The organism is Albidovulum sp., from assembly GCF_041919395.1.
In the GTDB taxonomy this organism is placed as follows: Bacteria; Pseudomonadota; Alphaproteobacteria; order Rhodobacterales; family Rhodobacteraceae; genus Albidovulum.
Map to the genome: position 1 here is coordinate 19661 of NZ_JAYRTX010000033.1, position 9733 is coordinate 29393.

The 9733-nt window shown below is 65.4% G+C and carries 10 protein-coding genes; all 10 read right to left on the reverse strand.

Annotated elements, in window-relative coordinates:
- Positions 1 to 7 precede the first annotated feature (7 nt).
- Positions 8 to 1546, reverse strand: a complete 1539-nt coding sequence (locus tag ACMUOO_RS07685) for an NADH-quinone oxidoreductase subunit M (RefSeq protein ID WP_301918582.1) — start codon at positions 1544 to 1546, stop codon at positions 8 to 10.
- Positions 1546 to 3663, reverse strand: coding sequence for an NADH-quinone oxidoreductase subunit L (gene nuoL, locus ACMUOO_RS07690; protein ID WP_301918581.1), 2118 nt, complete (start codon positions 3661 to 3663; stop codon positions 1546 to 1548). Before nuoL ends, ACMUOO_RS07685 begins: the two co-directional genes overlap by 1 nt.
- 6 nt (positions 3664 to 3669) lie before the next feature.
- Positions 3670 to 3975, reverse strand: coding sequence for an NADH-quinone oxidoreductase subunit NuoK (gene nuoK, locus ACMUOO_RS07695; protein ID WP_301918580.1), 306 nt, complete (start codon positions 3973 to 3975; stop codon positions 3670 to 3672).
- Between the two features lie 127 nt (positions 3976 to 4102).
- On the reverse strand, positions 4103 to 4711 hold the full coding sequence (locus ACMUOO_RS07700; RefSeq protein ID WP_301918579.1) for an NADH-quinone oxidoreductase subunit J: 609 nt from the start codon (positions 4709 to 4711) through the stop codon (positions 4103 to 4105).
- A complete protein-coding gene (locus ACMUOO_RS07705; RefSeq protein ID WP_301918578.1) occupies positions 4708 to 5127 on the reverse strand; it encodes a carboxymuconolactone decarboxylase family protein in 420 nt (139 codons plus the stop codon). The genes ACMUOO_RS07700 and ACMUOO_RS07705 overlap by 4 nt, the downstream gene beginning before the upstream one ends.
- Positions 5124 to 5618, reverse strand: a complete 495-nt coding sequence (gene nuoI / locus ACMUOO_RS07710; RefSeq protein ID WP_301918577.1) for an NADH-quinone oxidoreductase subunit NuoI — start codon at positions 5616 to 5618, stop codon at positions 5124 to 5126. The genes ACMUOO_RS07705 and nuoI overlap by 4 nt, the downstream gene beginning before the upstream one ends.
- The gene (locus ACMUOO_RS07715) at positions 5615 to 6376 is read right to left on the reverse strand and encodes a methyltransferase domain-containing protein (protein WP_301918576.1); all 762 of its coding nucleotides are present in this window, start codon (positions 6374 to 6376) and stop codon (positions 5615 to 5617) included. The genes nuoI and ACMUOO_RS07715 overlap by 4 nt, the downstream gene beginning before the upstream one ends.
- 5 nt (positions 6377 to 6381) lie before the next feature.
- A complete protein-coding gene (gene nuoH / locus ACMUOO_RS07720; RefSeq protein ID WP_301918575.1) occupies positions 6382 to 7419 on the reverse strand; it encodes an NADH-quinone oxidoreductase subunit NuoH in 1038 nt (345 codons plus the stop codon).
- A gap of 23 nt (positions 7420 to 7442) precedes the next feature.
- Positions 7443 to 7823, reverse strand: coding sequence for a hypothetical protein (locus ACMUOO_RS07725; RefSeq protein WP_301918574.1), 381 nt, complete (start codon positions 7821 to 7823; stop codon positions 7443 to 7445).
- A gap of 2 nt (positions 7824 to 7825) precedes the next feature.
- A partial coding sequence (nuoG, locus tag ACMUOO_RS07730) for an NADH-quinone oxidoreductase subunit NuoG (protein WP_413854985.1) occupies positions 7826 to 9733 on the reverse strand: 1908 nt, incomplete at its 5' end.

The window sequence follows — 9733 nt, forward strand, 5'->3', positions numbered from 1 at the left end:
TGCGTCCTCAGTGGCTGGCCAGTTGCACGCCCGTGTCGGCGGGCACGGCGGCGTGGTATTCGGTGACAAGCGCCGCGACCGAGGGCCCGGTGACGTCGGTCACGAGGCTCGGGTAGATGCCCAGGAGCAGGGTCATCGCGACGAGCGGCGCGAAGATCGCCTTTTCCCGCGTGCTCATGTCGGAGATGGTCTTCAGGCTTTCCTTGATGAGATCGCCGAAGACCACCCTGCGGTAGAGCCAGAGCGCATAGGCCGCGCTGAGGATGACGCCTGTCGCGGCGACGGCGGCGACCCAGGTGTTGACCTGGAAGATGCCCATCAGCGTCAGGAATTCGCCCACGAAGCCGGAGGTGCCCGGCAGGCCGACGTTCGCCATGGTGAAGAACATGAAGATCAGCGCGTAGGACGGCATCCGGTTCACGAGGCCGCCGTAGGCGTCGATCTCGCGCGTGTGCATCCGGTCGTAGATCACGCCGACGCAGAGGAAGAGCGCGCCCGAGATGAAGCCGTGGCTCAGCATCTGGAAGATGGCGCCGTCGACGCCCTGCTGGTTCGCCGCGAAGATGCCCATGGTCACGTAGCCCATGTGGGCGACCGAGGAATAGGCGATCAGCTTCTTCATGTCCGACTGCGCCAGCGCCACCAGCGAGGTGTAGACGATGGCGATGGCCGACATCCAGAAGATGAGACCGGCAAGCAGGTCGGAGGCGACCGGGAACATCGGCAGGCTGAAGCGCAGGAAGCCGTAACCGCCCATCTTCAGGAGGATCGCCGCCAGAACCACCGACCCCGCCGTCGGCGCCTGCACGTGTGCGTCCGGCAACCAGGTGTGGACCGGCCACATCGGCATCTTCACCGCGAAGGAGGCAAAGAAGGCGAGCCAGAGGAGCGTCTGCATCCCGCCCACGATGTGGAAGCCGAAGAGGTTCAGCGTCTCGGACGCGAACTGGTGGTTCAGAAGCGTCGGAATATCCGTGGTGCCCGCGTCCACGTACATCGCGATCATCGCGACCAGCATCAGGACCGAGCCGAGGAAGGTGTAGAGGAAGAACTTGAAGGCCGCGTAGATCCGCTCCTTGCCGCCCCAGATGCCGATGATCAGGAACATCGGGATCAGACCCGCCTCGAAGAAGAGGTAGAAGAGGACGAGGTCGAGCGCCACGAAGACGCCGATCATCAGCCCTTCGAGCACCAGGAAGGCGACCATGTATTCCTTCACCCGGGACGAGACCTGCCAGGTGGAGAGGATCGTGATCGGCATCAGGAACGTGGTCAGCAGGACGAAGAGCACGGAAATCCCGTCCACGCCAACCTTGTATTTGAGGCCCATGATCCATTCCCGCTCTTCCACGAACTGGAAGCCGGTGTCGGCGGGATCGAACCCCGGGAGGAGGAAGAGCGAGACGAGGAAGGTGACCGTCGTCGCGATGAGCGCGAGCCACTTGGCGTTCGCCTGCGCCGCCGGATCGTCGCCCTTGAGGAAGAGCGCGAGGATCGCCGCCGCGACGAGGGGCAGGAAGGTGATGATGGAAAGAAGGTTTTCCATTAGTGCGCGCCCCCAGAGATCGTCATCCAGGTCAGGAGCACGGCGATGCCGATGACCATGGCGAAGGCATAGGTGAAGATGTAGCCGGACTGGGCGCGGCTCACGATCCGGGTCAGCATGGGCACGAAGCCCATCGCCACGCCGTTGATCGTGCCGTCGATCACGTCGCCGTCCCCCTTCTTCCAGAGGAAGCCGCCAAGCCACTTCGCCGGGCGGACGAAGATCGCGTCGTAGATCTCGTCGAAGTACCACTTGTTGAGAAGGAAGCGGTAGAGGATCGGCTGCTGCGCCGCCAGCCTGCCGGGGATCGACGGGTCCCTGACGTAGAAGACCCAGGCCGTGACGAAGCCGATCAGCATGGCGACGAAGGGCGAGACCTTGACCCAGGCGGGGGCATGGTGGGCGTCGTCCAGAACCTTGCTGGACGCCTCGGACATGAGGATCGCGCCCTGTGGGGCATGGCCCTCTGCCGGGGCGGCCTCGGTCGCGGCAGCGTGGTCATCCGCCGCAGGCGCTGCCTCCGTCGTGGCGGCAGGTGCCGCCTCGGTCGTCGCGGCGTGGTCGCCTGCGCCTTCGGCCGGGGTCGCGTGTTCCGGCATGGCAAAGAACGTGACCATCGAGGCATGATCGCCAAAGAAGGGCTTGTACCAGAGCATTCCCGCGAAGATCGCGCCAACCGCGAGTACGCCGAGCGGCACGGTCATCGTGGCCGGGCTCTCATGCGCGTGCTCGTGCGCGTGGTGATCGCCGCGTTCATGCCCATAGAAGGTCAGGAACATCAGCCGCCAGGAATAGAAGCTGGTGAAGAGCGCCGCCACCACGAGGGCGACAAAGGCGAAGCCGTTGCCGGAGGCGAAGGCGCTCTCGATGATCGCGTCCTTCGACAGGAACCCGGCGAAGCCGATGGCGGTCAGCGGGATGCCGACGCCGGTTATGGCAAGCGTGCCGATCATCATCGCCCAGAAGGTCAGGGGGATCTTCTTGCGCAGTCCGCCGTAGTTCCGCATGTCCTGCTCGTGGTGCATCGCGTGGATGACCGACCCGGCGCCGAGAAACAGCATGGCCTTGAAGAAGGCATGGGTGAAAAGGTGGAACATCGCCGCCGAATAGATGCCGGCACCCGCCGCCACGAACATGTAGCCGAGCTGCGAACAGGTCGAATAGGCGATGACGCGCTTGATGTCGTTCTGCACGAGGCCCACCGTCGCCGCGAAGAAGGCGGTGGCCGCGCCGATGTACATCACGAAGGACTTCGCCTCTGGCGCGTATTCGAACAAGGGCGACATCCGGCAGACGAGGAAGACCCCCGCCGTCACCATGGTCGCCGCGTGGATGAGCGCGGAGACCGGGGTCGGGCCCTCCATCGCGTCCGGGAGCCAGGTGTGGAGGAAAAGCTGCGCCGACTTGCCCATCGCGCCGACGAAGAGGAGGAAGGCGAGAAGGTTCGCCGCGTTCCAGTCGGTCCAGAGGAAGCTGAGCTGCGTCTCGGCGAGCGCGGGGCCGGCGGCGAAGACGTCATCCATGCTGATCGAGTCGACCAGGTAGAAGAGCCCGAAGATGCCGAGCGCGAAGCCGAAGTCGCCCACGCGGTTGACGACGAAGGCCTTGATCGCGGCGGCGTTGGCGGAAGCTTTCCGGTAGTAGAAGCCGATCAGGAGGTAGGAGGCGACGCCCACGCCCTCCCATCCGAAGAACATCTGGACGAGGTTGTCCGCCGTCACCAGCGCCAGCATCGCGAAGGTGAAGAACGAGAGATAGGCGAAGAAACGGGGCTTGTAGCTTTCGCCCTCGCGCCAGTTCTCGTCATGGGCCATGTAGCCCCAGGAATAGAGGTGGACAAGCGCCGAGACCGTCGTGACCACGATCAGCATGATCGCCGTCAGCCGGTCGAGACGGATCGACCAGGCGGTGTCGAGCGTGCCCGAGCGGATGAAGTCGAGGATGTGGATGTGCTGGGTGGTGCCGTCGAAGCCGAGGAAGACGATCCACGACAGGAGCATCGACAGGAAGAGAAGCCCCGTCGTCACCACAAGCGCGCCCGTCTCGCCGATCATGCGCCAGCCGAAGCCGCCGATGATCGCTCCGACGAGCGGGGCAAAGAGGATGATCGTTTCCATTTGCCCTTACCCTTTCATCACGTTGACGTCTTCGACGTCGATGGTGCCGCGGTTGCGGAAGAAGCAGACGAGGATCGCGAGCCCGATCGCGGCCTCGGCGGCGGCGACCGTCAGCACGAACATCGTGAAGACCTGGCCCACGAGGTCGCCGAGATGGGCCGAGAAGGCGACGAAGTTGATGTTGACCGCGAGCAGCATGAGCTCGATCGACATCAGGATGACGATGACGTTCTTCCGGTTCAGGAAGATGCCGAAGATGCCGATCACGAACAAAGCGGCGGCAACGCCAAGGTAATGTGTCAGTCCGATCATTCGCGTCCCTCCGGGTCTTCGGCCCCGTTGCGTCTTTCTGTCTGTCACCCCCGCGACAGCGGGGGCCTTGTATCATCTGTCCGGCCGGGCCGGACTGCCACGGATCAGGTCCGGGGCTGCCTTCCGCCTAGAGTCCCTGCCCCGGCTTCACGTCCTTCAACTCCATCGCCTTCGCGGGATCGCGCCACATCTGCTGGAGCACGTTCTGGCGCTTGACGTCCTTGCGGTGACGGAGCGTCAGGACAATGGCCCCGATCATCGCCACCAATAGGATCAGCCCGGCCAACTGGAAGAGGAGGATGTACTTGTCGTAGATCAGCAGGCCCAGCGCGGCGGTGTTCGTCACGCCCTCGGGCGTCACCGCGGCGCGCATGGATTCGGCCGTCTCGGCCGGGGCCCAGGCGCCGAAGGCGATGCCGAGCTGCATCAGGATCACCACGCCGATCAGAAGCCCCAAGGGCATGTAGCGCGCCATCTCGCCCTTGAGCTCCGCGAAATCGACGTCGAGCATCATCACGACGAAGAGAAAGAGCACCGCGACCGCGCCGACATAGACGATCATCAGGAGCATCGCCACGAACTCGGCCCCGAGAAGCACGAAGAGCCCGGCCGAGGAGAGGAAGGCGAGGATCAGCCAGAGCACCGAGTGCACCGGGTTCTTCGCCAGAACCACCATGAGCCCCGCCGCCACCGCCGAGATGGCGAAGAGGTAGAAGGCGAACACCATGACACTCATGCGTCATCTCCTGTCTTGTCACCGACCTCGTCGAAGACGGCCTGCGCGATCTCCAGCGCCTTCGTCATCGCCGGCAAGCCGCCGAACATGCTCATCTGATAGATCACTTCCGCAATCTCGCGCTTGGTGGCGCCGGCTTCCAGCGCGTGGCGGATCGTCAGCCGCATCTGCGGCTCCGCCTGCGCGCCAAGGACCGTCAGCGCCGCCACGGTGACCAGAAGCCGTGTCTTGGCGTCCAGCCCCTCGCGGTTGAAGGTCTTGCCGAACCACATCTCCATCATGTCCTTGGAGAGCGTGGGCCACATCTTGTCGAACCCGGCGACCGAGAAATTCTCCAGCGCAGGGTTGAAGGTGCGGGCCATTTCCTGGCCCTGCTCCATCATCTGCTGGAAGAGTTTTCCGAAGGCGTCGGTCATCTGTAAGGCGCGTCCAGTTCCAGGTTGCGGGCGATCTCGGCTTCCCAGCGCTCACCGTTGGCGAGGAGTTTGGCCTTGTCGTAGAACAGCTCCTCCCGCGTCTCGGTGGCGAATTCGAAGTTCGGGCCCTCGACGATGGCATCGACCGGGCAGGCCTCCTGGCAGAAGCCGCAATAGATGCACTTGGTCATGTCGATGTCGTAGCGCGTGGTGCGGCGGCTGCCATCCTCGCGCGGCTCGGCGTCGATGGTGATCGCCTGCGCCGGGCAGATCGCCTCGCAGAGCTTGCAGGCGATGCAGCGTTCCTCGCCGTTGGGATAGCGGCGCAGTGCATGTTCGCCCCGGAACCGGGGCGACAGCGGCCCCTTCTCGTGCGGGTAGTTCAGCGTCGCCTTCGGTGCGAAGAAGTACTTCATCCCGAGGCCGAAGCCCTTCAGGAAATCGACGAGCAGGAAGTATTTTGCGGCGCGGGTGTAGTCGACCGAACTCATTGCAGGACCCCTTGCGCGTTGGCAGCCGTTTTGGACCCGCGGTCAGCCCATTTGACCGCGTAGTCGCTCTGCAGGACCGGGGCGGCGCGGTCCGCATCCTCGGTCTTGCGAATTTCGTAGTAGAGATAGACGCGGCCCTCCGGAAGGCGCCCGTTCAGCCTCAGCCGCACGCCGCGGTCCGCCGGGTCGGGGAAGACCACGGCGGGTTTCGTCGGGTCCTTGGGCAGGCCGACGCAGGTCAGCACCTCGCAACCTCGCGCGCGCCGCCAGTAGGTCCAGACGAGTTCGGGGTTGAACTGGTAAAGCCCGTGGCCTGCCCAGCCGTTGAGCCCGTTGGCCGAGACGAAGACGCCGCCCGGCGCAAGCATCCGGAAGACATTGTCGAGCGCCTGGGGCACGTTGAACACATGTTCGATCGTGCCGCCGTCGAAGATGAAGTCGAACTGGCCGGCAAGTCCGGGCTCGAGAGGCTCGTTCAGGTCCTGAAGGATCGTCGCGCCTTCGTAGTCGGAAAAATCCGCCGCCTCCATGTCGCCGAAGCCCAGCTTGCGAAACATCGTCTCGCTGAACCCGTCATCCTGCAGAAGCTCGAACCGGCTCATGTCGAGGCCGGCGCGCTTCAACGCCTCGGAATACCGGCGCGCATGGGCCCGCTCGATCTTAAGCCCCTGCCGGCCGAGCATCACCGCCCGCTTCGGCGAGAGGCCCTGACCGGACAGGGTCACGAGACGTTCGAAGAGGACGCAGTCGATCCCCATCAGGCTCAGCCCCCCACCGCCCAGCGCGCCCAGAAGCCGCCGAGCACTTCGAATTTCGCGAGGAAGGAGACGATCACCACCCAGCCGATCGACAGGGGCAGGAACACCTTCCAGCCGATCCGCATGAGCTGGTCGTAGCGATAGCGCGGCACGATCGCCTTCACCATCGCGAAGAGGAAGAAGAACACCCACATCTTGCCGACCATCCACCACCAGCCGTCCGGCAGGAACGGGATGGGCGAGAGCCAGCCGCCGAAGAAGAGGATCGAGATGAGCGCGCACATCAGGAAGATCGCGATGTATTCGCCCGCCATGAAGAGAAGGTAGGGGGTCGATGAATACTCGACCATGAAGCCCGCGACGAGTTCGGATTCCGCTTCCGGCAAGTCGAAGGGCGGGCGGTTGGTCTCGGCCAGCGCGCTCACGAAGAACAGCACCACCATCGGCAGGTGCGGCAGCCAGAACCAGTTGAAGAGACCGTAGGAGCCTTCCTGCGCCGCGACGATGGCCGAGAAGTTCATGCTTCCCGCCGAGATGATGACGCCGATGATGATGAGGCCGAGCGAGACCTCGTAGGAAATCATCTGCGCGGCGGAGCGGAGCGAGCCCAGGAAAGGGTATTTCGAGTTCGACGCCCAGCCGCCCATGATCACGCCGTAGACCTCGAGCGAGGAGACGGCGAAGACGAAGAGAACGGCGACGTTGATGTCGGCCAGGACCCAGCCCGGATGGAAAGGAATGACCGCCCAGGCGAGGATGGCGAGCACGAAGCTGAGCATCGGCGCGAGGAAGAAGACGAACTTGTCGGCGCCCGCGGGCACGACGATTTCCTTCACGACGTACTTCAGCGCGTCGGCCACCGACTGCAAGAGGCCGAACGCGCCGACCACGTTCGGGCCCCTGCGCATCTGCACGGCCGCCCAGATCTTCCGGTCGCCGTAGACGAGGAACAGAAGCGACAGCATCACGAAGGCGATGATGCCGAGACCCTGCGCAAGGATCAGGAGGAAGGTGCCCAGTGGTGTTGCCAGAAATTCCGCCATGTCCGTCCCTCTGACCTTCCTTCTCAGACCGTCGGTATGCCGCGTTCGGCACAGTCGGCGACCGTCACTTCGGCATCGATCGTCCGCATGCCCCTGGGCAGCGCCGGCGAGACGCTGTAAACAGCATCCGCGCTCCAAACGCCACCCTCTTCCTTCAGGTAGACCCGCACTTTCCGTGCGAATCCCGCCTGTTTTTCCAGCGCATAGGCGGCCGCGACACAGGTCGCGTAGTCCTCCGCCTCGGCGCCCGTCCTCGCACCCGTTACGGCGGCGAGAAAGCCCACGAGATCGCCGCCCATGCCGACCGGGTCGGTGGCCTCGTAGACGCGTGGGCTTGCCGCACAGGCCGAGAGGGCGGTCAGAAGACCGCCTGTCAGGGCCGTGAGGGGCAGCGCCCGCGCCATCGTCACTCCGCCGCCATCGGCTTTTCGGCCCGCGCGCGGGCCATGGCGGAAAGCTCGGCCATCACCGCCGAGGCGCGGGCGATCGGGTTCGTCAGGTAGAAGTCCCTGACCGCGTTCACGAAATCGGCCTTCGCCGGCGCCGCCAGCGGCAGCGGCTGCCAGGCGTTCTCCGCCACATCGTCGATCCGGCCGAGGTGCGGATGCGCCGCGACCAGCGCCTTGCGCAAGCCGGCCAGCGAGTCCCAGGGCAGGGGCGCGCCCAGCTCGGCCGAAAGCGCGCGCAGGATCGCCCAGTTCTCTTTCGCCTCGCCGGGTGCAAAGCCCGCGCGCATGGCGAGTTGCGGGCGGCCTTCGGTGTTGACGAAGAGGCCGTTCTCCTCGGTGTAGGCCGCCGCCGGCAGGATGATGTCCGCCCGGTGCGCGCCACGGTCGCCGTGGCTGCCCTGGTAGATCACGAAGGGTCCGGCGGCGATCTCCACCTCGTCGGCGCCGAGGTTGTAGATCACCTCCGCGCCTTCGATGGCCGCGGCAAGCCCGCCGCCGGTGACCGCGCCGACATCCATCGCGCCGACGCGGGCTGCGGCGGTGTGCAGGATCAGGAGCTTCGACTTCGACCGCGCGCAGATCTCCATCGCCGTCGCCAGCACCGCCGCGCCGTCAGCCTCGCGAAGCGCCCCCTGCCCCACGATCACCAGCGACGGCGCATCGAGAACATCGCCGTGGTCCCGCTCGAGGATCGCCTGAAGTGCAGCACGGTCGGTCCCGGCGTGGTGATAGGGATAGGTCAGATCGACCGCCGCCCCCACAAGACCGACGAGCGCACCATTGGCCCAGGCCTTGCGGATGCGCGCGTTCAGCACCGGCGCCTCGTCACGCGGGTTGGTCCCGACGAGCAGGATGTACTTCGCTGCGTCGATATCCGCGATCCGCGCCGTGCCGACATAGGCGGAGCGGTTGCCCGCCGGCAGCTTCGCGCCGTCGGTGCGGCATTCCACCTTGCCCCCGAGACCCTCGATGAGTTGCCTGAGACTGAACGCCGCCTCGACCGGGGCGAGATCGCCGACGAGGCCGGCGACCTTCTTGCCCTTCATCGCCTTCGCGGCAGCGGCGAGCGCTTCGGGCCAGCTTGCCTTTCTCAGCTTGCCGCCCTCGCGGATGTAGGGCGTGTCGAGCCGCTGGCGCCTGAGTCCGTCCCAGATGAAGCGGGTCTTGTCGCTGATCCACTCCTCGTTCACGCCGTCGTGGTTCCTCGGCAGGATGCGCATGACCTCGCGGCCCTTTGTGTCCACGCGGATGTTCGACCCCAGCGCGTCCATCACGTCGATCGACTCGGTCTTGGTCAGTTCCCAGGGCCGGGCGGTGAAGGCATAGGGTTTCGAGGTCAGGGCGCCGACCGGGCAGAGGTCGATGATGTTGCCCTGCAGGTTCGAATCCATGACCGCCCTCAGCGCGGCGCCGACCGCGTGTTCGGGATCGGCGGCGTCGATCGGCAGCATCTCGTTGCCGTAGGTGGTCACCCGCGTGTCCTCGCCGCGCCCGAGCGTGCCCATGTCGGTCAGCCCCGCCACCTCGGTGGTGAAGCGGATGCAGCGGGTGCAATAGATGCAGCGGGTCATGCAGGTCTCGATCAGCGGCCCGATGTCGAGATCGGGCAGCGCGCGCTTCGGCTCGCGGTAGCGGCTGAAATCGACGCCGTAGGCCATCGCCTGGTCCTGCAGGTCGCATTCGCCGCCCTGGTCGCAGATCGGGCAGTCGAGCGGGTGGTTGATCAGCAGGAACTCCATCACCCCCTCGCGGGCCTTCTTCACCATCGGCGAATTGGTCTTCACCACCGACGGTTCGCCGTTCGGCCCCGGCCGCAAATCCTTCACCTGCATCGCGCAGGAGGCGGCGGGCTTCGGCGGGCCGCC